This window comes from Polaribacter butkevichii (assembly GCF_038024105.1).
In the GTDB taxonomy this organism is placed as follows: domain Bacteria; phylum Bacteroidota; class Bacteroidia; order Flavobacteriales; family Flavobacteriaceae; genus Polaribacter; species Polaribacter butkevichii.
This window is the reverse complement of sequence record NZ_CP150661.1, coordinates 2447235-2468404: the sequence shown is the minus strand read 5'-3', so window position 1 is coordinate 2468404 and position 21170 is coordinate 2447235. Positions and strand designations below refer to the sequence as shown.

The 21170-nt window shown below is 30.8% G+C and carries 23 protein-coding genes; 9 read left to right on the top strand and 14 right to left on the bottom strand.

What is annotated here, in order from left to right; genetic code table 11:
- The first annotated feature begins 56 nt into the window (after nt 1-56).
- Together WG951_RS10495 and WG951_RS10490 are read left to right on the top strand one after the other, a co-directional pair.
- A complete protein-coding gene (locus tag WG951_RS10495) occupies nt 57-1109 on the top strand; it encodes a cytochrome-c peroxidase (RefSeq protein WP_105049851.1) in 1053 nt (350 codons plus the stop codon).
- Nucleotides 1084-2058 carry a hypothetical protein gene (locus WG951_RS10490; protein WP_105049852.1) on the top strand — a complete coding sequence of 325 codons (975 nt, stop codon included), beginning with the start codon at nt 1084-1086 and terminating at the stop codon, nt 2056-2058. Before WG951_RS10495 ends, WG951_RS10490 begins: the two co-directional genes overlap by 26 nt.
- Nucleotides 2059-2124: 66 nt before the next feature.
- Here WG951_RS10490 and WG951_RS10485 read toward each other — a convergent pair whose 3' ends face one another.
- Complete coding sequence (locus WG951_RS10485) at nt 2125-3129, bottom strand: sugar kinase (RefSeq protein ID WP_105049853.1); 1005 nt, start codon at nt 3127-3129, stop codon at nt 2125-2127.
- Between the two features lie 264 nt (nt 3130-3393).
- Nucleotides 3394-4179, bottom strand: a complete 786-nt coding sequence (locus WG951_RS10480; RefSeq protein WP_105049854.1) for an alpha/beta fold hydrolase — start codon at nt 4177-4179, stop codon at nt 3394-3396.
- Between the two features lie 164 nt (nt 4180-4343).
- Here WG951_RS10480 and ppk2 point away from each other — a divergent pair, with 164 nt between their 5' ends.
- Nucleotides 4344-5144, top strand: coding sequence for a polyphosphate kinase 2 (gene ppk2 / locus WG951_RS10475; RefSeq protein WP_105049855.1), 801 nt, complete (start codon nt 4344-4346; stop codon nt 5142-5144).
- Nucleotides 5145-5205: 61 nt separating this feature from the next.
- Here ppk2 and WG951_RS10470 read toward each other — a convergent pair whose 3' ends face one another.
- The 7 genes from WG951_RS10470 to WG951_RS10440 form a co-directional block, all read right to left on the bottom strand.
- Nucleotides 5206-5562, bottom strand: coding sequence for a cupredoxin domain-containing protein (locus tag WG951_RS10470; protein WP_105049856.1), 357 nt, complete (start codon nt 5560-5562; stop codon nt 5206-5208).
- Nucleotides 5563-5604: 42 nt separating this feature from the next.
- Nucleotides 5605-6153 carry a carboxymuconolactone decarboxylase family protein gene (locus WG951_RS10465; protein ID WP_105049857.1) on the bottom strand — a complete coding sequence of 183 codons (549 nt, stop codon included), beginning with the start codon at nt 6151-6153 and terminating at the stop codon, nt 5605-5607.
- Between the two features lie 280 nt (nt 6154-6433).
- Complete coding sequence (gene trxA / locus WG951_RS10460) at nt 6434-6748, bottom strand: thioredoxin (protein WP_105049858.1); 315 nt, start codon at nt 6746-6748, stop codon at nt 6434-6436.
- 577 nt (nt 6749-7325) lie between these two features.
- Nucleotides 7326-8165, bottom strand: a complete 840-nt coding sequence (locus tag WG951_RS10455; RefSeq protein ID WP_105049859.1) for a helix-turn-helix domain-containing protein — start codon at nt 8163-8165, stop codon at nt 7326-7328.
- 71 nt (nt 8166-8236) lie between these two features.
- Nucleotides 8237-9388 carry a glycoside hydrolase family 26 protein gene (locus tag WG951_RS10450; protein WP_105049860.1) on the bottom strand — a complete coding sequence of 384 codons (1152 nt, stop codon included), beginning with the start codon at nt 9386-9388 and terminating at the stop codon, nt 8237-8239.
- A 97-nt stretch (nt 9389-9485) separates the two neighbouring features.
- Nucleotides 9486-10775, bottom strand: coding sequence for a branched-chain amino acid transport system II carrier protein (gene brnQ / locus WG951_RS10445; RefSeq protein ID WP_105050608.1), 1290 nt, complete (start codon nt 10773-10775; stop codon nt 9486-9488).
- 1 nt (nt 10776) lies between these two features.
- Entirely contained in the window at nt 10777-12345 is a 1569-nt protein-coding gene (locus WG951_RS10440; RefSeq protein WP_105049861.1) for a serine hydrolase, read from the bottom strand.
- Nucleotides 12346-12463: 118 nt separating this feature from the next.
- Between WG951_RS10440 and WG951_RS10435 the strand changes: the two genes are divergently transcribed.
- The 4 genes from WG951_RS10435 (at nt 12464) to WG951_RS10420 (ending at nt 14896) form a co-directional block, all read left to right on the top strand.
- The gene (locus WG951_RS10435) at nt 12464-13024 is read left to right on the top strand and encodes a hypothetical protein (protein ID WP_211296740.1); all 561 of its coding nucleotides are present in this window, start codon (nt 12464-12466) and stop codon (nt 13022-13024) included.
- Between the two features lie 119 nt (nt 13025-13143).
- On the top strand, nt 13144-13923 hold the full coding sequence (locus WG951_RS10430) for an alpha/beta fold hydrolase (RefSeq protein WP_211296741.1): 780 nt from the start codon (nt 13144-13146) through the stop codon (nt 13921-13923).
- 71 nt (nt 13924-13994) lie between these two features.
- On the top strand, nt 13995-14453 hold the full coding sequence (locus WG951_RS10425; protein WP_105049863.1) for a YHS domain-containing (seleno)protein: 459 nt from the start codon (nt 13995-13997) through the stop codon (nt 14451-14453).
- Nucleotides 14453-14896 carry a YHS domain-containing (seleno)protein gene (locus WG951_RS10420; protein WP_105049864.1) on the top strand — a complete coding sequence of 148 codons (444 nt, stop codon included), beginning with the start codon at nt 14453-14455 and terminating at the stop codon, nt 14894-14896. The genes WG951_RS10425 and WG951_RS10420 overlap by 1 nt, the downstream gene beginning before the upstream one ends.
- Before the next feature lie 99 nt (nt 14897-14995).
- On the opposite strand, the gene tyrS is transcribed toward WG951_RS10420, so the two are convergent.
- Complete coding sequence (gene tyrS, locus WG951_RS10415) at nt 14996-16288, bottom strand: tyrosine--tRNA ligase (RefSeq protein WP_105049865.1); 1293 nt, start codon at nt 16286-16288, stop codon at nt 14996-14998.
- Nucleotides 16289-16472: 184 nt separating this feature from the next.
- Between tyrS and WG951_RS10410 the strand changes: the two genes are divergently transcribed.
- A complete protein-coding gene (locus WG951_RS10410; protein WP_105049866.1) occupies nt 16473-17483 on the top strand; it encodes an NAD-dependent epimerase/dehydratase family protein in 1011 nt (336 codons plus the stop codon).
- Here WG951_RS10410 and WG951_RS10405 read toward each other — a convergent pair.
- Genes WG951_RS10405 through WG951_RS10390 form a run of 4 tightly spaced genes read right to left on the bottom strand, consistent with a single transcriptional unit; the run spans nt 17461 to nt 20432 of the window.
- Entirely contained in the window at nt 17461-17889 is a 429-nt protein-coding gene (locus WG951_RS10405; protein WP_105050609.1) for a DUF4296 domain-containing protein, read from the bottom strand. The two genes, WG951_RS10410 and WG951_RS10405, sit on opposite strands and share 23 nt — an antisense overlap.
- Before the next feature lies 1 nt (nt 17890).
- The gene (locus tag WG951_RS10400; protein ID WP_105049867.1) at nt 17891-19231 is read right to left on the bottom strand and encodes a dihydroorotase; all 1341 of its coding nucleotides are present in this window, start codon (nt 19229-19231) and stop codon (nt 17891-17893) included.
- A gap of 9 nt (nt 19232-19240) precedes the next feature.
- A complete protein-coding gene (locus WG951_RS10395) occupies nt 19241-19702 on the bottom strand; it encodes a GNAT family N-acetyltransferase (protein WP_105049868.1) in 462 nt (153 codons plus the stop codon).
- A gap of 7 nt (nt 19703-19709) precedes the next feature.
- Nucleotides 19710-20432: a polyprenol monophosphomannose synthase gene (locus WG951_RS10390; protein WP_105049869.1), complete on the bottom strand. Its 723-nt coding sequence runs from the start codon at nt 20430-20432 to the stop codon at nt 19710-19712.
- Nucleotides 20433-20514: 82 nt separating this feature from the next.
- Between WG951_RS10390 and WG951_RS10385 the strand changes: the two genes are divergently transcribed.
- Nucleotides 20515-21156: a DUF4271 domain-containing protein gene (locus WG951_RS10385; protein ID WP_170062919.1), complete on the top strand. Its 642-nt coding sequence runs from the start codon at nt 20515-20517 to the stop codon at nt 21154-21156.
- The last annotated feature ends 14 nt before the right edge of the window (nt 21157-21170 follow it).

The window sequence follows — 21170 nt, the reverse complement described above, 5'->3', positions numbered from 1 at the left end:
TCTAATTTATATAAAACGTAACTAGAAAATTTTTAGTTGCGTTTTATCATTTATGTATGAAAAAAATAATCCTACTTGTTTTTGGGGTTTGTTTATTTGTTTCTTGTTCTAACGATGAGGAAGAATATGTGGCAATCCCTACAAACTTAGCTTTAAAAATACCGAGTAATTTTCCTGAAATAGCATATAATTTAGAGCAAAATCCTTTAACAGAAGAAGGTGTTGCTTTAGGTAAAAAACTTTTTTATGAAGGAAGATTGTCTTCTAACGGAATTATTGCGTGCGGTTTTTGTCATGAACAAGCTTCTGCTTTTACACATCATGGTCATACGGTTAGTCATGGTGTTGATGGTGCAATTGGTTTTAGAAATGCACAACCTATTCAAAATTTAGCTTTTTTTAGTGAGTTTACTTGGGATGGAGCAGCAATTCATTTAGATCTGCAACCTATAATACCAATTACTAGCGAGGTAGAAATGAATGAAACCATTCCTTCTATTTTAGCAAAACTAAATTCTTACTCAGAGTATAATACTTTATTTACCAATGCTTTTGGCGATGCCGAAGTAACCTCAGAAAGAATGTTAAAAGCACTCTCTCAATTTATGGTTACGATGATTTCTGGAGATTCTAAATACGATAAAGTAGTTAGAAATGAAGATAATGTAGAATTTACAGATTCAGAAAAAAACGGATTCGAAATTTTTAAAAATAAATGTGCTGCTTGCCATTCTGGAGCCTTATTTTCTGATAAAACATATCGAAATAACGGAATTCCAGAAAATCCAAGATATCCAGAAGAAGAAGGTAGAAAACGCGTTTCTGGCTTTGTAGAAGATCTTTATAAATTTAGAGTGCCTAGTTTAAGAAATGTAGAAAAATCTTTTCCGTATATGCATGATGGTAGGTTTGGTACTTTAGAAGATGTTCTTAATTTTTATACGGATGGAATAACAGAAAACGGAGGTGTGGTAGACCCTTTATTGATAAAAGCCGATGGTAGTTTGGGGATCGATTTAACTACAAAAGATAAAGAAGATTTAATTGCTTTTTTAAAAACATTAACAGACAATACATTTTTAAATGATGAACGATTTGCAGAATATTAACATAAAAAACAAAACACTTATAATTGCTCTTTTTTTAATTTTATTTTCTAATATTAAAGCAACGCATGCTTGCGATTTGTGCGGCTGTTCTACAACAAGTGGTAGTTTTGGTTTAGGAACTTTAAATAATGCTAGTTTTTTTGGGTTGCGTTATATTTATCAAAGTTTCGAATCTAAAGATGGTATTTTTACCAACTCACCTGTAAGTAAAGAAACCTTTCATACGTATCAACTTTGGGGAAGAGTCCCTGTAAGTGAAAATTTTTATGTGAGTGCCATATTGCCTTATCAAGATTTAAATAGAGCATTTACAGATAGAAATGAGCATATAAATGGTTTAGGAGATGCTACAATTATGGGGTGGTATAAAATTAGATTTTATAAAAAAAAGGATAAAGAAAAAGAAAAACTATACACCGTTGTGGCTAAAGAACCTTCTGGTCATTCTTTAGAAATTGGTTTGGGTACCAAGCTCCCTACAGGTAAATTTCAACAAGTGCTTACAGATAGAGTAAACCCAGGTTTTCAATTAGGATCTGGAAGTTTTGATGGAATTTTGGCACTTTCTCACAGTTATGGTGCAGATAAGTTTGGTATAAATAGTACGTTAACGTATTATTTAAAAGGAGAAAATAAAAATGATTATAAGTTTGGAAACCAGTTTAGTTATGCGTCTAATTTCTTTTATGCAATTTCTAAAGAAAAATACATGGTTTTGCCATTTGTAGGGCTTTCTGGCAATGTTTATAACAAAATAGAGCAGTATGGCGAAAAGATTGATAAAACCGAAGGAAACATCTTTAATGGTACTTTTGGAGCAGAAATAACGACTAAAGATTTTATTTTTGGCGCAAATTATACAGCACCAATAACTCATGATTTATTTGGTGGAAATGTAACTCCAAAACAATCATTCTCTCTTTATTTAAACTTTAATTTAAATAATTAATTTATACAAAAAAAAAGACAAACGTATAAGTTTGTCTTTTTTTGTATAGATATATATTGCTTGTTATTATCTCTGTAATCTACCAGTAGTATTTCCCTCTAAAATACTCATTACTTCTTTTTCGTTTGCGTAATTAATATCGCCTAAATAGGTATGTTTAATAGCACAAGCTGCACTACCAAATTCCATAGTTTTAAAGTCATCAAATTTTTGTAAACCATGAATTATTCCAGCAGCAAAAGCATCACCAGTACCAATTCTGTCTACAATATGTGTTATGTCTAAATCTTGGGTTTCTTTAAACTCTTTACCATTCCACATTCTTGCTCTAATTTTATGCCAAGAAGAATTAATAGAAGTTCTTATTTTGTCGAACACTTTTTCTATAGTAGGATATTTTTCCATTAATTGCTTACTAGCTTCAATAAAATCTTCATTAGAATAAGAAAAATTGGTGTCTAAAAGTTCATTTATTTCATTTACACCCCCAATAAAAACGGTAGAATAATTAACTAATTCAGATAAAATTTCTTTTGGAATTCCACCCCATTTCCATAAACCACTTCTGTACGTTGGATCCGCAGAAATTCCCATACCTTTTTTCTGAGCAAGAATTAATCCTTCTTTTAAAGTTTCATAACCACCTTTACAAAGCGCAGGTGTTATCCCTGTCCAATGAAACCATTTTCCTTTTTTTAAAGATTTTTCCCAATCAACCATTTCTGGTTGAATTTCAGAAAAAGAAGAGTGAGATCTGTTATAAGAAATAGAACTAGGTCTCATAACCGCACCAACTTCTAAAAAATAAACACCTAAAGGTCTATTAGAACGAACAATTGCAGAAGTACTAACGTCAAATTTTCTTAGAAAAGAAATTGCTGTATCACCTATAAAATCATTAGAAACACATGAAATATGTTTTACATCTGCTCCAAAATTTGATACAGAAATACCAACATTTAATTCTGTACCACCAAAATAAAATTCTACTTGGTTAGATTGAATAAATTTTTTATTTCCTGAAGGAGAAATTCGCATTAAAACTTCTCCAAATGTAATTATCTGATTCATAATAAAAGATTTTATAAAACAAATATACTTTATATAAAAGAATTAAAGCGTTGTTTTATTTTAATTATATTGAGGTATTATTGAAGATGTAATAATGTTAATCCCTTTGTATTAAAGGGTTTTTAGCTGTTTTGATTTTTAAACAGCTCTTTTAATAAAAATAAAAACTGAATAAAAAAGCCATATTTACGTCAATTGGTTAACCAATTTTAAGTAAAATAAGTTAAAATCAAATTTGTATAATAAAAGAAAATGAACAGCTAATTATGCTCTTAAAGAGGATATAAATCGAATTGTTTGGTTGTTAAACATTTCTGGTTGCTCTACATTAACAACATGACCACAATTTTCTATAACAAAAAGTGATGAAGTTACATGTTTGGCAACAATGTTTTTTATAGAAGGTAAAAACAAATGATCTTCGGCTCCCATTACGTATAGTGTAGGAATTTTAATATCTTTTGTTCTAAAAAAGCGTAAAAGTGGGTTAATTTCTGAGGTTAATTTAAACCAGCGTAAAAATTCTTTTTGATATAATTTTTTAGCTTCGTTTACAAACAACAATCTAGAGTTTTTATGATTTTTCTTTGGCATGATAATAAATGCAAAGAGTTTGTATAAAAGCATATACGGTACTACAGACTTAAAAATGTTACCTACTTTCATTAATACTTGAGAGCGGAAATTCATTTTTATAATAGCGCCTCCCATAATCATGCTTTTTACCAATTCTGGTCTTTTTTCAGCAAGATTTCTAATAAGAATGGTTCCTAAAGAAATACCAATAAAATGAGATTTTTTAATTTTTAAATGATCAATTACTTCTACAATATCTGCCGTAATAGAATCAAAAGTATATTTTGCTTTAAAAGTATCTTTTAAGGTTGGTTTGCTATCTCCATGACCACGTAAGTCTAAAATTAACACATTAAAATGTTTTTTAAAATCTCTAACTTGTTTAAACCAGATAGAACTACTGCCTCCTGCTCCATGAACAAAAGTTACCCATTCTTTAGATTCTGTATGTGGATATGAGTAGTAGTTTAACAAAAATTTATTTTTTTACGTAATTATGTGAAACGCAAAAATAGGGTATTTATTTTTGATGAAAAAGAAAACGTTTTTTGTGCCTAAATATTATTTATAATTAATTTAAAATAGCCGCCTAAAAACAATTCTGTTTCATTTTTTTAAAAATTTTGTAAATTGCCTAAATGGAAAAACAAACTTCATCTAACGGTAAAAAAAAGAAATTTAATTACGAACAAGAATTAACCCTTTTGCATACAGAATTAGTACACATGCAAGAATGGGTTAAAAGCCAAGGTTTAAAAGTAGTGGTGCTTTTTGAAGGTAGAGATGCTTCTGGTAAAGGAGGAACTATAAAACGTTTTACAGAGCCTTTAAACCCTAGAATTTGTAAAGTGGTTGCTTTGGGTGTGCCTACAGAAAAAGAGAAGTCGCAATGGTATTTTCAGCGTTACGTGCAGTATTTACCTGCAGCAGGAGAAATTGTGTTGTTTGATAGAAGTTGGTACAATAGAGCAGGTGTAGAAAAAGTAATGGGTTTTTGTACCGATGATGAGTATGATGAGTTTTTACGCTCTTGCCCAGAGTTTGAACGTATGTTGGTTAGATCTGGAATTATTGTTTTAAAATACTGGTTTTCTGTAAGTGATGAAGAACAAGAAAGACGTTTTAAAAACCGTATTTCTAATCCTTTAAAAAGATGGAAATTTAGCCCGATGGATTTAGAATCTCGTTCTCGTTGGTTAGAATATTCTAAGGCAAAAGATCAAATGTTTGCGCATACAGATACCAAGCAAGTGCCTTGGTTTGTGGTAAACTCCGAGAATAAAAAGAGAGCAAGGTTAAATTGTATAAGTCATATGTTAAGTAAAATTCCGTATAAAAAAATGGATTTAAAACCTATAGAGCTTCCACCGTTACCAGATGGTAAAGCGTATGTTAGGCCACCTATGGATTATCAAACTTTTGTGCCAGAAAAATTTTAGTGTATAAACACAAAAAAGGCGAGCATTTCTGCTCGCCCTTCCCCTAATTTGAATAAAGAAATTATTCTACTATTAACGTATATTGTGGTGTTGGGTTTAAAGGACAGAAATAAACATATTCTCCTTTTGTAAGTGTTACTTCTTTAGAAGTTTCTTTTGTGTTGTTTTTTACTTGTGCAGTTACATACGCGTTTTTAATGTGCGCTTTTACATCTGCTTTTGGAGCTAAAACAAAACCTACATTATGACCAACATTGTTGTTTGCTACTTCAAAAATATAAGTCCCTTCAGACAATGTAAGTTGTTTCTGAGTAAACTCACCTTTTGTTTGTTCTAAAGAAACTGTTTTTGCTTCTTGTGCATTTGTACTAAATGCAAAACCTAAAACTACTACTAAAATTGCGATTACTTTTTTCATGATTGTTGTGTATTACTAATTATTATTAAAATTGATTGTTTATTAAATTGTTGCTACTTCTAATGCTTGTGCTACAGGGAAATCTACGGCAACATCTGTTGTTTTATGAAAGTAGTTGGTAATGGTAATTTCTCCTATTAAGATAATTGCATCTGCCAAGTTTCCTTTGGTATATCCTGCTGCGTATAAGTTTTCTACTGCTTCTGGTGTTGCTGCTCCTCTGTTTTCTGCTACGCTTCTAGAAAAATTAGCTAAAGCGTTTAATTTTGTATCAAAAGATGCTTTACCAACTCTTAATTCTAAGATTTGCTCTTCTGTAAAACCATTCATTTTACCAATTGCTGTGTGTGCAGATAAACAATAAACACAATTGTTTACTTGACTTACTGCTAGGTTTATTACTTCTTTTTCTTTTGCAGAAAAACTAGTTTTTCCGTTTCCGATTGCTAAAAAGTTACCTAATGCAGTTTCACTGTGTGCAAATGCTGCGTATAAATTTGGTACAAAACCTAATCCTTTTTCTAACTGTGTAAAAATTGCTTGGTTATTTGCTGATACTTCGTTTTTTGTTGGTACGTTAAATGTGCTCATAATTTTATTTTTAAAATGTTTTATTATTACTGTTTTGTGTTGCTTTTATATTAAGCTTCGCATTTGCAAAGTTGTTGTTCTGGGTTTTGATCGTCGTATGTTTGGTATCCCCAACAGTTTGGGCATTGTGTGTTTTCTATAGTTTTCATAATTGTTGTTTTTTTGTTGTTATTAATTGACTCTGCAAAGATGCAACCGATAGTGACTTCAAAAATTGGACAAAAGTTCCTTTGATTTGGACTCGTTAAAAAGTTGTCTTTTTTTTTGATGATTGCAGTGCTTATTTTAAGCGGTCTATTTTACTTCTTAAGTTTCTTTCAGTAATTAAACCTGTGTGCCTGTCTGCAGGTGCTCCGTCTTTAAAGAAAATTAATGTTGGTATATTTCTAATATTAAACTTTGCTGCTACTTCTGGGTATTCATCAACATTTACTTTTTTAATGGTAATGTTGTCCTGTAACTCGTCTGCTAATTTGTTGATGGTTGGCAATAATGTTTGACAAGGTCCACACCAGTCTGCATAAAAATCTAATAATACATTGCTGTTATTTTCTATAACATTGTTAAAGTCTGTTTGTTCTAATTGAATTTCCATTTTTTCTTATTTTTAATTGCTGCTAAAGCAGGATTTATATCTTGTTGTTGTGTTGTTATTGTTACACACTGCAAAGATGCAACCGAGATGGAGGTTTAAAAATGGACAAAAGTTCCTACTGTTTGGACAAGGCAAAAAAAGTTAGCAAAAATGCACGCGTGAAGGATAGAGCAAGTTGTTTGAGCTCTTTTAAAGTTTGATAAAACTTTAAAAAGCGAGTTGCGAAAGCCTGACCTGATAAGGGCGCGCCCAAGAAAATTAAAAAATGTTGAGTGAAGCTAAAACAATAAACCACAAACTTGTTATTTCGACAATAGGAGAAATCTCATAACAGTGATACCACAGCGCCAACCAAATTTTATGAGATTTCTCTCAAAAGGTTCGAAATGACAAAGCTGGATAAAAAAATACAAACCTTATTGGTTCATGTTTCAGAAGAATTTTCATAGTGTTGATACCACAGCGCCAACCAAACTTTATGAGATTTCTTTCAAAAGGTCGAAATGACAAAGCTGGATAAAAAAATACCAATCTTGTTACTTTGTGTTTTATGAAGCTAAGGGAAATAAATAGCCAGCTAATATTCCTTTTTAAATTGCAAAGGTGATTTTAAAATGGCCTTTGTAAAGAAGCGCGTAAAATACGCAGGATCGTTAAAACCAAGCTCAAAAGCAATTTCTTTTACCGTTTTGTCGGTGTAAATTAACTGACGTTTTGCTTCTAACAAAATGCGGTTTTTAATAAAGTCTGATGGTGTTTTTGCACCCAACTTCTGAAAATGTTTGCTAATAGATTTTGGCGAAAGGCCCAATCTGTTTGCGTAGTCTGTTACCGAGTGCATGGTTTTAAAATTCTGTTCTACCAACAAACTAAAATCTTTAAAAAGACGGGTTTCGGTGTCTTCTTTAATTACATGGTTTTCCTTTTTTACACGAACCGAAGAAATAATAAATTGCTTTAAATAAGATTGCAACATATCGTACTGTGCAGTTTCGTTTTGTTGAAACTCTTCTATAAGACCCTCTAAAATAAAGTTGAGTTTTTTGGTGTCTTTTTCGCAGGGTTTTACAAACGGCGTTTCATATATATTGTTGAATAGAATTCCGTTGCAAGCTACTTCTGTATCGTGGGTTTGTATGCAATAAAAGTCTCTTACAAAGGTAAGTTTGTAGGCTGTTTTTATTTGTTCGGAATCTACTGTAAAAACTTGTCCGGGTGATAAAAAGAACAACACATTGTCGTTAAACGTATAGCTTTCAAAATCGATATTGTAGGTGCCACTTCCTTCTTGAATCCAATAAATAGAATAGGCGTTTTGTTGTACAGAATGATCTATTGTACATGCTTTTTCGAATTGAACGGTACTTACAGAAAAGGTTTCTTTAAAGGAATATTTTACAATGTCTTGAACTGCCATTTATTTGGTTTTCATTATTAGTAAAAGTACAGTAAATTTTGTCATAAATAGGAAATGCTTTTTAGGCTACTTTATAAAATATCTTTGCTTAAAAGTATCACTTCTTTATCTAAAAACTCTTTAAAATTATTTTCTGATGGATGTCCTAAAAAAGGTGCATGAAAAAAAGAAGTCATATCGTTTCGCCAAATCATAACATAAGAAATACTGCTAGCTCTAATAGCTTTATATAAACTTTCTGTCCACCAAGTGTTATCAACTACATTGGTTAACCCCGTTTCGGTTAATGCAAAAAGCATATTTTTTTCAATACTAATATTTTCTACAATTTCTAAATTTCTTAAGGCAGTAGATAAGAATTTTCTGTTTTGAAAATCATAAATATCAATACCTAAAATATCTACAAATTCGTCTCCGGGATAATTTCTTAAATATTCTGAACGATTTGCAACAAAATTGGGAGAATATACATATAATAGATTGTGAACATTAAAATCTTCGGATAAAATCTGAACAGTATCTCTCCAGAGTTGAATGTATTCTTCAGTAGTTCTAAAACCTTCTCCCCAAAAAAAGAAATCGCCATTCATTTCATGCCAAGGTCTAAACAATACAGGAATAGAATTTCCATTAGCATCTACTAATTTATTTAATAATCTTGCCGCTCTTGCAAGACGCTTAATGTAAACTTCTCTAAATTCTCCTCCTTTTAAAAAACCTTTTACAACATCGTTAAAACTTCCATCATTAGGTGTGCCAAAACCGTTAGGGTTTACGTGATGCCAACTTATGGTTATAATACTCCCATTTTCATGAGCTTTTATAATGGCCGCTGTAAATTGATTTATAAATTCATCTAGAAGAAAAGCAGTATTAGATTGTATATCGGGTTGTAATCCTATCAATTCTAAATCAAAACCTGCTATTGCTGGATGGTCTCCTGCTACTTCAAAAAAATCGTTTTCTAGTTTATTTAGAACAGGAAAATTATTTCCTGTTCCAAAAGGTTGTTGTTGGCCAAAGGCTATGCCTTTTTGAGTTAGATTAGTTAATCTATTATATAAATCTACACCTTGTTGATTTAAATTAGGGTCTGCAAAATTAATTGGAGCAGTAATAACTGGAGGAAGTCGTTTTGCATTTGGGTCAAAAGAATCATCTTCGTTGTTACAACTTATAAAAACAGAAGTAACCAAGAATAAGGTTAAGATATACTTGTTCATAAAAACTCTGTCGTATAACTCGTTCTTTTTTTACACAAAGCATAAAAAATATTATAATAATCATAAAAATAGAAACAAAAAATTACTTGCTATTTTTTTAACTATTCTTTAGACGCTTTTTATTTGAAAAAACAATAAGGTTAAAAACTAAAAAACCCAACAAAGCAGGCAATACCCAACCTAAACTATGTTCGGCAAAAGGGATGATGCTTTTAATTCCGGTTAAGTTTTCTCTAGGAATGATAAACCCTAAAAAATCTGGAATACTAAAAATAAAAGTGATAATTACGACACCTCTAAAAACCAATTTAGAAGCATATTTTTCTGGCACTACATTTAGTAGAATTAATACAATTGTTATAGGGTATACAAACATTAAAGCAGGTACAGCAACATCAATAATAAAACCAACATCGTTACTACCAACAATAATACCTATAACTGCAGAAACAGCAGCGGTAATTGTATAAGCTGTGTTAGAATTATTGCAGATTCCTCTTACATAATCTGCGGTTCCTGTAATAACTCCAATTGCTGTAGTAAAACAAGCTAAAGCAACTAAAACACTTAAAAAAGTGCTTCCTAAATGCCCTAAAGTTAGTGTGCTTAATCCAGATAAAATTTCAATTCTTGTTGCATTTTCAGCAAAAGTTGATGAGAATAAAGCCCCGCTAAAAATTAAGCCTCCGTAAATTAATAGCAAACCTGCTCCTGCAATGATTCCTGCTTTGGTAACAAGTTCTTTTTTTGCATCAAAAGTGGTATGCCCGCGCAAGTGTAAAGAGATTACAATTACTGCCCCAAGAATAACACCTGCAATGGCATCAAAAGTTTGGTAACCTTCTAAGATTCCGTCTACAAAAGGATGTTTAAATACTGCAGGATTTATGGTGCCAGGTGAAGTAAAGCTAGCAATTGCAATAATTATTAATAGAATAAGTACAATAATTGGCGTTAAAAACTGACCAATTAAACTAATTATTTTAGAGCGATTAACGGCAAATAAAAAGACCAAAACAAAGTAAATTACACTTGTAACCAATGCCGACGATTCAAAAAAGGGCTGAATGGCTATTTCGTGTGTTACCGCAGCGGTTCTTGGAGACGGAATTGCAATGGCAATGATGTAAATTAAAAAACAATAAATGGTGCTAAATAACGGAGAAACTTTTTTACCAAAATCATACAAAGTTCCTTGTAGTCTTGCATGTGCAAAAATTGCCAAAATAGGAATAGCAATGGCTGTTATTACAAAACCTAAAACAACAACCCACCAATCGGGTCCTGCTTTTACGCCTAAAGATGTTGGTAAAATTAAATTTCCTGCTCCAAAAAAGAGTGAAAATAATGCAAAACCTGCAATCCAAATTTCTTTTGTCTTATTCAATTTAGTTTGCTTTTTTAAGATGTAAATCACCAAAATCGAAACTAAAATCGGTTATAGGTGCAATAGGTTTCATGGTTGCATTTGTTGCATTTCCTTTTTCATCAAAAGTAAAGTTTACAAAAACATCTGCATCAAAACTTCTGTTGTTCCATTTTGCAACGTAGGTAGTTTGGTTGTAAGGTAATAATTGTCCCACTAATTTAGAAGAACGTTCACATTTTATAGTGTAAGAAGTTCCGTCATTAGAAATTATAATATTTCCAAACCAATTGTCTTTGTAAGTACCAACAATCTGACTTGGTTTAGGCAAGCTTAGGTCTTTTTTAGCTAGTTCTACTTTGCTGTAAATAGCTGTTTTTAAACTATCGTTATATTTTAAATACTTGGTGTTGTTTGTGCCTAATTTGTTTAACCAGTTTCTATCGTTATAACCTAAATAAGCATCTTTAATTGTGTTTGTAACGGTATTAAAAGCGCTTCCATTCATTTGATTGGTTAAAACAATAATTGCCAAATCTAAATCTGGAATCATCGTAAACTGAGTTACGGTACCTAATAAACCACCTGTATGATATACTTGTTTGTAACCGCCTTTTACATCGGTTAAAAACCATCCTAAACCATAACCTCTAAAATTAGAGTTATAAGTATCATTTTTTCTAACCTTTAAAGGTGTTTGTAATTGCCAAAGTTCGTGAAATTGAGTTTCGCTTAACAAACGTGTTCCGTTTTTTGTAACAGCATCATTCATTAAAAATTGTGCCCAGGTAAGCATGTCGTTTACGTTACTCATAATTCCGCCAGCAGGATTTGCAGTTTCGCTCCAATCGTGCGGAATTTGTATTACTTTTCCTTCTGCTCTTGTGTGTGCATCAATAATATTTGTTCTATTTGTAACTCTATTGTAAGATGCTTTACTGTTGTTCATGCCAACAGGTTTCATGATTTTAGTTTCAATAAATTCTTCCCAAGAAAGACCACTTACACGTTTTAAAACTTCACCAGCAATAATAAACATATTGTTATTGTATGCAAATTTGCTTCTAAAAGATGTTTCTGGTTTTAAGTATTTTACGTTGTTAATTACATCAGCAACATGAAAATCATTTCCTTCTGGGAAAAACATTAAATCTCCAGCGCCTAAACCCATTCCGCTTCTGTGTGTTACCAAATCTCTCACGGTAAATTGTTCTGTTACCCAAGCGTCGTATAATTGAAATTCCGGAATGTGTTTTCTTACTTTATCGTCCCAATTTAATTTCCCAGCATCTACCATCATTGCTAAAGCAAAACAAGTAAAACCTTTACTATTAGATGCAATACCAACTAAGGTATTCTCATTCATGTCTTTCTTATTAGTTAAAGAACGAACTCCGTGTCCTTTTGCATACACTATTTTTCCGTCTTTTAAAATTCCGACAGAAATACCCGGTACATCAAAGGTTTTTAAGGTTTTTTCAATTAAGTTGTCGAGATTTTTTTCTGGTATTTGTGCGTTGCTATTAATGGTTGTAAAAGAGGTTATTAATAGTACTAAAATGGAGATACTTGCGTGTTTAAAGTTGTACATTATTGAGGTGATTTTTATCCTTGAAATATACATATTTTTCATATCTTTAAAGATGATATTTTATAAATATTATAGGAGTCCTAAAAGGAGTTTAGACTAGTGTGAATAAAAATAAAAAATGCGCGAATTAGAAACCATTAAGTTAGATTATTTCTATCATATTTATAATAGAGGAATTAATGGTGAAGATTTGTTTTATTCTGATGAAAACTATCGCTATTTTTTAAAATTATATAAAAAATATATTTTTCCTGTTGCGGAAACCTTTGCTTGGTGCTTGTTAAAAAATCATTTTCATTTATTAGTAAAAATTAGAACTGAATCAGAAATTTGTGCTTACTTTTCTATTGATACAGAAAAAGCAGCTAAAAAACCATCTCAACAATTTTCTCATTTTTTTAATGCCTATGTACAAGCTATTAATAAGCAAAATAAACGGCATGGTTCTTTGCTAGAAAAACCATTTCGAAGAATAGAATTAAAAGATGAAACCTATCTAAAGAATTTGATTTTATATATTCATAATAATCCTATTCAGCATGATTTTGTTAAAAAATTGACTGATTACCCTTGGAGTTCCTACTTTTCTATAATTTCAGATAAAAATTCTGCGATTGAAAAAGATAAAGTAATTTATCAATTTGATACAAAAGAAAATTTTATAGATTCGCACCAATAAAAAATTGATAGTATTATTATAGAAAAATGGTCAAACATTTAGAATAATATGGTTTTGTTAAGTATCCCTAACAGGGTTTCAAACCCTGTTAGGGTTAAATAATTTCGAATTTATTGACGATGATTTTAGATTATAAAAAAGCTAGGATTTCTTATACTGATGCAGGTAAAGGAACTGCCGTAGTTCTAATTCATGGTTTTTTAGAAAATGCCACGATGTGGGATAAAATTACTCCTGAATTAACCAAAAGAAACAGAGTAATTACAATTGATTTACTAGGTCACGGAAAGTCTGATTGTTTAGGTTATGTACATGCTATGGAGTTGTTTTCTGAAACTGTAGAAGCGGTTTTAAAGCACTTAAAAATTAGAAAATTTATTTTGGTTGGCCATTCTTTGGGAGGTTATATTTCTTTAGCGATTGCCAAAATGAATCCTACTAGAATAAAGGGATTGTGCTTGTTAAATTCAACTTCTAATGAAGATTCTAAAGAGCGAAAAAAAATAAGAACAAGGGCAAATAAATTGGTGCAAAATAATTTTGAAAACATGGTTAAAATGTCCGTGTCAAATTTATTTAATCAAGAAAATTTATCAAAATTTAAAGAAGAAATAGAAGCTGTAAAAACAGCAGCATTACAAACTTCGCTACAAGGGTATATTGCAGCGCAAGAAGGTATGAAATTACGTGAGAATATGAATGCTTTTTTAGCAGATAGTCAATTTAAAAAAATGATTATTATGGGGGCAAAAGACCCTGTTTTAGATTTAGAAATCTCTAAAGTAGAAGCTAAAAAAATTAATGCGGAGTTGGTGGTTTTTCCTGACGGACACATGAGTCATATTGAAAACACGCAAGAATTGATTATTACTTTAAAATATTTTCTTAAAAACTGTTAAACTTAACGGTTTTCTTATTATTTACTGTAATGTGTTGAGTAATTATTCGACTATCAATAAAATTTAATAGAATGAAGCATTTTTTATTATTCTTATTTTTAGGAATTTCAACAACTTTATCGGCACAACAGGTAGATTATAATACTAAAAAAGGCTTTGTTGCCGAAGGGTACGATGTAGTTTCTTATTTTGTAGATAAAAAACCTGTAGAAGGAAAAAATAAATTTCAAACAAATTATGACGGTGCTAAATTTAGGTTTTCATCTGATGAGCATTTAAAAATGTTTACAGAAAACCCTAAAAAGTATGTGCCTCAATATGGTGGATATTGTGCGTATGCTGTTGCTGAAAAAAACACAAAAATGTACATAGATGCAGAAGCTTATGAGATTAGAGATGGTAAACTATATTTATTTTATAGTTCTTTTTTTTGGAATAAGTTAGAAGATTGGAAAGAAGGAAATACCAAAGAATTACAAGCGAAAGGTGATGAGAATTGGGAAGTTTTAAAATATAAAAAAAATAAATAATGAAAAAAATTGGGATTCTTTTTTTACTGATATCAGTTACTGCATTCGGACAAAAGCATGATTATAATATTAAAAAAGGCTTTGTTGCCCAAGGGTATGATGTAGTTTCTTATTTTGGTAATAAAGCTGAAAAAGGAGATAAAAAATTTAGTACAATATACGATGGTGTGCAGTTTAAGTTTTCATCAAAAGAACATTTAGAAACGTTTAAAAAAGAACCCAAAAAATACATACCTGCCTACGGTGGTTATTGTGCTTATGCTATTGGGGCTAAAGCCGAAAAGGTTTCTATCGATCCAAAAACGTTTGAAATTAGAGATGGTAAATTGTATTTATTTTACAATTCTTGGGGTACAAATACTTTAGAATTATGGCAAAAAGAAGGCGCTGAGGAGCTTAAAGAAAAAGCAGATAAAAACTGGTTGAAAATTAATAAAGAATGAAGATTGAAAGCATTGTCGGGGGACATTGTGAATGATGTAGTAACAAAAAAAGAGCTGAATTAATATTCAGCTCTTTTTGTTTGTTTTATAAAGTTAATGTTACTCTACAACTAGTAAATAATATGTTTTTTTACCACGTTGTAATAACACATATTTATTAGCAATTAAATCTTCTTTAGTAATAGAATAATCTTCTTTTACTTTTTCTTTATTTACAGAAATTGCGTTTTCTTTTAAAGCTCTTCTAGCATCTCCATTAGATTTTAAGAAGTTTGTTTTTGCGGCTAAAACACCAATCATATCTAAGCCTTCTTCTACATCAACGGTGGCAACAGTTGCTTGTGGCACACCATCAAAAACATCTAAAAAAGTTTGTTCATCTAAAGATTTTAAATCGGAAGCTGTAGATTTTCCGAATAAAATATTAGAAGCTTTTAGGGCATTTTCATACGCTTCTTTTCCGTGTGTTAAAATAGTTACTTCTTCTCCTAGTTTCTTTTGTAATAAACGTAAATGCGGGTTTTCTGTATGTTCTGCAATTAAGTTTTCTATGGTTTCCTTGTCTAAAAATGTAAACTTTTTAATAAAGTTTTCTGCATCTTCATCCGAAGAATTTAACCAATATTGGTAATATTTGTAAGGAGAAGTTCTGTCTGCATTTAACCAAACGTTTCCACCTTCGGTTTTACCAAATTTTGTTCCGTCTGCTTTTGTAACTAAAGGAACAGTAATTGCATAGGCTTTTCCTTGCGCTTTTCTACGAATTAATTCTGTACCTGTGGTAATGTTACCCCATTGGTCAGAACCACCCATTTGTAGTTTACAATTTTTCTCTGTGTATAAGTGATAAAAATCGTATCCTTGAAATAATTGGTAGGTAAATTCTGTAAAACTCATTCCAACAGAAGATTCAGAACTCAAGCGTTTTTTTACAGAATCTTTTGCCATCATGTAGTTTACAGTGATGTGTTTACCTGTATCTCTTACAAAATCGATTAATGAAATATCTTTCATCCAATCGTAATTGTTAACCAGTTCTGCTTTGTTTTCTGCGGTAGCATCAAAATCTAAAAAACGTTCTAAATTTTCTCTCACTCCAGCAATATTTTTAGCTAAAGTAGCTTCGTCTAACAAATTACGTTCTGCAGATTTTCCAGAAGGATCACCAACCATACCTGTAGCACCACCAATTAATGCAATAGGGTTATGGCCCGCATTTTGAAAGTGTTTCAAAATGAAAATCTGTACCAAACTACCAATATGTAGAGAGTCTGCAGTTGGGTCGAAACCAATATAACCCGCAGTTTTATTTTTTAATAAATAGTCTTCTGTATCTGGCATAATATCATGCAATAATCCACGCCAGCGTAATTCTTCAACAAAATTTGTCATTATAAATCTAAATTAATTCAATTCAAAATACGAATGTCAAACTGAGCTTGTCGAAGTTTTTTTGTATTGATACTGTAAATCATCAATTTCGACAAGCTGAATTTGACATGTTTAGCAATTAATTATTTGCTATTTTCATTGTGCAAAGATAAACTTATCAATGAAAAAATCATAAATTCGCCCTATGATTTTAGTTACCGGAGGAACAGGTTTAGTAGGCGCGCATTTATTGTATCATTTAGTTAAAAATGATGAAAAAGTACGTGCTATTTATCGATCTGAAGAAAAAATAGAAGCCGTAAAAAAAGTTTTTTCTTTGTATTCTGATGATGTAACGCTGGTTTCTAAAATAGAATGGTTTAAAGCTGATATTACAGAGGTACCTGCTATGATTCCTGCTTTTGTAGATGTTGATAAAGTGTATCATTGTGCTGCGTTTATTTCTTTTAATCCGAGAGATTATAGACAAATGCGAAAAGTAAATATTCATGGAACTGCCATTATTGTAAATCTTGCTATTGATGCAAAAGTGAGTAAGATTTGTTTTGTAGGTTCTATTGCTTCTGTAGGGAATTCTTTAAACAGAAGTTTGATTACCGAAGAAAATGAATGGAATCCGGAAGAAGATAATAGTGGATATTCGATAACAAAGTTTGGTGCAGAAATGGAAATTTGGCGTGCAAGCCAAGAAGGAGTAGATGTGGTTATTGTAAATCCTGGTGTTATTTTAGGAAGTGGTTTTTTTACAGCGGGTTCGGGTAAATTATTTTCTCAAGTCTATAATGGTTTCAAATATTACACAGAAGGAGTTACTGGTTTTGTTGGCGTAAAAGATGTCGTTGAGGTGATGATTCAATTAATGAATTCTAGTATTAAAAATGAGCGTTTTATTTTGGTGTCAGAAAATAAATCATTTAAAGAAATTCTTTGTTCTATTGCTCAGTATTTTGGTAAAAAACAACCCACAAAAAACATAAAACCTTGGCAAACGGGTATTTTTTGGAGGTTTTCTTGGTTTTTGTCTTTAATTACCAGAAAAGAACCTTTATTAAGTAAATACTCTGCAAGAAGTGCTCATTCAGTATCTAAATATTCATCAGAAAAAGTAGAAAAGAGTTTATCTTTTCAGTTTGAAAAAATAGAAGTTGTTATAAAAAGAGTTTGCAATAATTTTACTCGTTTTCAGAGTTTTTAATAGAATCTGATTTTCGTAAATTAACGGCTGCTTTTTTAATAGAATCTTTTCTAATAGAATCGTTTTTAGCACTTATTTCACTATAAAATTCCTTTTTTTCGTCTAAGTTATTTTGAACATCCTGTAATATTTGTTCATACAAATCTATTTTAGAAGTGTAATAGAAATTACTGTTTTGAAAACGTAGACTGTCTATTTTATACTTATCGTATACAAATGCCATGTAATTAATTTTCTTTTGATCGTTATTGTTCTTCACAAATTTAGCTGAAGAAGCAATCATCATGTCTTTAATTAATAGCGTCATTGTATCTCTAGGAATCAGGTCTTCTGGTTTCTTAAAAATAGTGTTACTGGTACAAGAAGCTAAAAAAAGAACAACAAGTAAATAGCTTAATTTTTTCATATTAGCGATTAAAAGTAAGGCGTTTTCCTTTAATATTATCATTAAATTTCCCCTCGTTGTAGATTAAATTTCCATTAACAAATGTATGGGTTATGGTTGATGAAAATGTGGTGCCTTCAAAAGGAGACCAACCGCATTTGTATAAAATATTGTCTTTAGAAACAGTTTGCGACTTGTTGGTATCAATTAAAACGATATCTGCAAAATAGCCTTCTTTTATAAAGCCACGTTTTTCAATTTGAAATAATTTAGCAGGATTATGACTCATTTTTTCAACCGCTTTTTCAATTGAAATGACACCTTCTTTTACTTTTTCTAAAACGGCAGTTACAGCATGTTGTACTAAAGGTCCACCACTTGGTGCTTTTGTGTATACATTATCTTTTTCCTCTAAAGTATGAGGAGCATGGTCTGTTGCTAAAACATCTATTCTGTCATCTAAAAGGGCTTCCCATAAACCTAATCTGTCTTTTTCTGTTTTTACAGCAGGATTCCATTTTATGTGCGTTCCTTTTTCATCATAATCTTTGTCAGAAAACCATAAATGATGAATACATACTTCTGCAGTAATCTGCTTTTCTTCTAAAGGAATGTCATTTCTAAAAAGCTCAGTTTCTTTGGCAGTAGATAAATGAAAAATATGCAATCTAGCGCCCGTTTTCTTTGCCAGTTCAATTGCTTTAGAAGATGATAAATAACAAGCTTCTTCACTTCTAATAATTGGGTGGTATTTTACAGGAATGTCATCTCCGTATTTATCTATAAACTCTTGCGTGTTTTTTCTGATGGTAGCTTCATCTTCACAATGTACAGAAATAATCATTTTTGTTGATGAGAAAATTTTCTCTAGAATTTCTTCATTATCAACCAACATATTTCCTGTAGAAGAGCCTAGAAACAATTTAATTCCGGCTACTTTTTTAGGATCTGTTTTTAATAATTCTTCTAAATTATCATTGGTGCCACCAAACATAAAAGAATAGTTGGCATAAGAATCGTTGGCTGCAATTGTAAATTTATCTTCTAATAAATCTTGAGTCGTAGCTTGTGGTACGGTGTTTGGCATTTCAATAAAAGTAGTAATTCCGCCAGCAACAGCAGCTCTACTTTCTGTGGCAATATTAGCTTTGTGTGTTAAACCAGGTTCTCTAAAGTGTACTTGATCATCAATAAAACCAGGAATTAAGTATCTACCATCCGCATCAATAACTTCAACATTTTCTGTTGCTTTTATGTTTGATGAAATTTCTTTTATCAATTCGTTTTCAATTAAAACATCACCTAAAAAAGTGTTGTTTTCATTTACAATTCTTGCGTTTTTTATTAAAGTTGATTTTGCCATGTTTTCTTCTTAAATATCCATTTTCATATTTACTAAACCCTTTGTAAAACCAAAGCGTTCGTAAGATTTTATAGCGTCAGAATTGTTGCTATAAACATCTAATCTTAATTCTTTTAAATCTTTTTCTTTAGCCCAATTTTTTAGGGCTTCTAAAATTAAATTACTAATTCTGTTTCCTCTAAAAGATGGTTTTACAAATATAAAACCAATATACCCATGTTTTGGATTTTTATGATAATGTTTAGAATTTTCTATCCTTAAGTAACCAGAAGCAACTAATTGGTTGTTAGAAACGGCAACAATTAAATGAATGTTTTTATTGGTAATTAATTCTGGAATATTGTAGTAAAACAATTTACCATCACCTAAAAAAGGGTCTAAAGGTCTTTCTGCTTTTATAACTCCTTGCTCAAATTCTAATAAAGTTTCTAAATCGTTTAGGTTAGCCGTTCTTATAGAAATTTTACTCATGTTGTTTCTATTTAGGCAATCCTTTTAACTTCATTTTTATTACACCAAACAAAGCCTCATAAACAATATTACCACTCATTTTAGAGGTGCCTAAGGTTCTGTCTGTGAAAATTACAGAGACTTCTTTTATGTTAAAACCATGTTTCCATGCTTTAAATTTCATTTCTATTTGAAAAGCATATCCTACAAATTTAATCTTATCTAACTGTATGGTTTTTAGTACTTTTTTGTTCCAACAAACAAAACCAGCGGTAGTGTCAAAAAGTGGAATTCTTGTAATAAAACGAACATATTTTGAAGCAAAATAAGAAAGAAGTAATCTTTTCATGTCCCAATTTACTACGTTTACTTGGTTGTTTACATACCTAGAACCTACAGCAACATCACCTCCTTCTTTTTTACAAGCATTGTAAAGACGAACCAAATCTTTTGGGTTATGAGAAAAATCGGCATCCATTTCAATAATATAGTCGTAGTTTTTTGCTAGCGCCCATTTAAAACCATGAATATAAGCAGTGCCTAACCCATTTTTACCTAACCTTTTTTCTAAAAATAGTCTATTTGGAAATTCTAAAATTAAGTTTTCTACAATTTGTGAAGTTCCGTCAGGAGAATTATCATCCACAACCAAAATATGAAATTCTTTTTTTTGATTAAAAGTGGTTCTAATGATAACTTCTATGTTTTCTTTTTCGTTATAAGTAGGTATAATGACTAACGCGTCTGACATAAATAAAATTTCATGTGGTAAGTAGGCAAATATACATTATTTAATTACTAATTTTGTGTTAATCTTACCAAAACAGAAAAAGGTGCAAGCATTAGACAGAGCAGTCGTTGATAATAGTTGGATTACCATATTGTTGGTATGTTTATTCGCCTGCGTTTTTCTTTTAAGAGGTATAAGCGTTGTAAGGTTAAGAGGTAGTGTTTATTCTTTAATAAATCCAACTTTTGTTGAAACTGAAATTGAAGAAAATTCGTCGTTTTTTAACTCATTTAAAAGCGTGATTTTTATTTTTTCTGTATTCGTACTTTCGCTGTTAATTTATAAAATTTATCTACATTTCACTCCTTACTCTCCTGAAGGTTTTTATGTTTTTTTAAAAATTTGTGGAGTTGTTTTCTCTTATTTTGTTGTAAAAAGGTTGTTAGAGTTTCTACTTTCTTCTTTGTTTTTGATTCATAAAAAGCTAGATTTTTTTTTAGTTTCTAAGTCTATTTATTTGTACGCTGTTTCTTTTTTGCTGCTTATCGCCTTGGTTTTAGAGGAGTATTCACCATTAAACACGCAATTTCTGGTTTATTTTTCTGGGGTATTATTTTCAATTCGTTTTATATTTCATGGGGTTCGTAATAAAAAGCTGATTTTTAGCGAGTTGTTTTATTTTATTTTGTACCTTTGCGCCTTCGAAATAGCACCGCTATTTATACTGTTTAAATTGCTGTTTTAACTACAAAATGAAAG